This window comes from Bifidobacterium sp. UBA6881 (assembly GCA_002451435.1).
Lineage (GTDB): Bacteria > Actinomycetota > Actinomycetes > Actinomycetales > Bifidobacteriaceae > Bifidobacterium.
In genome coordinates this window covers 56,274-58,269 of sequence record DKCF01000071.1, presented here as the reverse complement: position 1 = coordinate 58,269, position 1,996 = coordinate 56,274, and the positions used below count along the sequence as shown (strand labels likewise).

General features: G+C 57.6%; 1 protein-coding gene. It reads left to right on the top strand.

Going from position 1 to position 1,996, the window contains the following annotated elements:
• Nucleotides 1–501 precede the first annotated feature (501 nt).
• On the top strand, nt 502–1,809 hold the full coding sequence (locus B3C64_RS05515) for a serine hydrolase domain-containing protein (protein WP_291534285.1): 1,308 nt from the start codon (nt 502–504) through the stop codon (nt 1,807–1,809).
• Nucleotides 1,810–1,996 lie beyond the last annotated feature (187 nt).

Here is a 1,996-nt window from a genome sequence, read left to right as displayed (position 1 = left end):
AGTAGCGCGCCGCCGCATTCACTTTTGTTGGGGTTCCCGTGGAGCTTGGCTCCGGGGACCCCTTTCTTTTTGTCTCGCGTCTTTTTTGTCCGTTCGCCTCGCGCCTGGGACATCCGGACCTGGGATTCTGGATGAGCAGTATGGCCTTGGTGGATGGGACTGATGCTCCTTTCGCGCTTCGTCGCCGCGGGGTCTCCGTGTCTTCAACCTCTTGCACTAGTGGAATCGCATGTTGCCACTGATGCGGTCCGCTGTTCGTTTTCTTGTTTTTGATTCTTTGACGTGTGCTTTGGGATGTGCCCAGACGACAACGCCTGGCCGTTATAGGCGCGGATCATCAATGTGGATAATCCCATCATGATGATTGGCGGAGCTTATTGCAGGGCATACGATTTCCCGATAAGGAAACGCCTGTCGGACCGTAATCGGTTTGCTAGAGTGTGAGCCATCGTGGACGGAACACCAGGCAGTGTTTGCTGCGATCGGCAAGAGAGGGGAATCATGGCCGACTACGTGTTGGGTTTAATACAAGCCGCATTGGATCGCGCTGTGGAACGCGGCGAAGTCGGTGGCGCGAATGTGCTGGTGCTGCACCATGGGCATGAACGGTGGTATGCGCAATCAGGTTTTCGTTCCATAAGTCGTGCAGAAGCCATGTCACGCGATACCATCGTTCGTCTGTATTCGCAGACCAAGCCCATTACCGCCGTCGCCGCGATGATATTGGTGGAGCGGGGACTGCTCGACCTCGCAGAACCGGTCAGCGCGTATCTACCAGGCTTTGCGAATCAGAGGGTTTCGACGATTCCATCGAAACCGCTGGAAAACAACGTGCCGGTAGAAAACACGCGACATCACTGGCTGGAACCCGGTGATGGCGAAACCATCGGCGAACCGGTCCAGCGCGAAGCATGCATCAAAGATCTGCTGACAATGCGTTCAGGCTTGGCATATCCCGAACCCGACAGTGAATCAGGCCGGCTTACCGGCGAGTTGTTCGATGAAATCGGAGCACGTCTGCACGGCACGAAGCCCATGGGTACGGTGGAGATCGCCAATCGACTTGGACGGTTGCCATTGGCGTTCCAGCCGGGGAAACGGTTCACATACAGTACGAGCGCCGATGTGCTGGGCGCGGTCATCGAAGTCGCCAGTGGCAGACGCCTCGGGGATTTTCTCCGCGAGGAGATTTTCGAACCACTGGACATGGTCGATACGGGATTTTTCGTGCCGGAGCCAAAGCTGGGACGGTTGGCCGCGATTTATGAACATCCCTCCGACTTATCGAACACGCCGGCTGCCGATGCGGCCGTGGATGAAGATGCGACGGCACATCGGTCGTTGAAAGAAGTCGTGACCGAACATCTGGGCATACCCTATGCCGCGGCCACGGAACCGGCGTTCCAGTCCGGTGGAGCCGGGCTGCGCTCCACTGTGGATGATTATGCGCACTTTGCCCAAATGATGCTCAACCAAGGTGAATGGAAGGGCGTCCGTATCCTCAGCCCCACGACGGTGTCGATGATGACGCATAACGCTCTCGACTCCGACCAGCTTCAGGATCTGCAGGAATGGCATCCCGGGTGTGGCTACAACGCGCTTATGCGCACGGTCGAGGATCCGGCCAAGGCCGAATTCATTACCGGCCCGGGAACCTATGGATGGTATGGGTGGCTCGGTACCTATTGGGCGAATGATCCGAAAGCGGATTCCGTGATCCTGTTCCAGACCCAGCTTGCCGATACCGGGGTGATTCCACTCACGCGGCGACTGTCCAACATCGTCGCGGCGGGATTATGCGAGGGATAATACGATTTCGCATAGACGGTCGGGCCGCTTGCCAGGCGGCCGCGGATCCTCTGAAGCTGACCGGAATCGCATATCCGGAGTATTCGAAAGTCGGAGGACATTGCAGGTGATTCGGCATAAGGGCGTTGCGGGCTGAAGCTGAGCGGAACCGCATTTCAGATGCCGGGGATAATGCCCTGTGGGGCTG

Coding starts and splice junctions, on each gene's coding strand:
- B3C64_RS05515 (WP_291534285.1), top strand. CDS start 502: ATGGCCGACTACGTGTTGGGTTTAATACAAGCCGCATTGGATCGCGCT.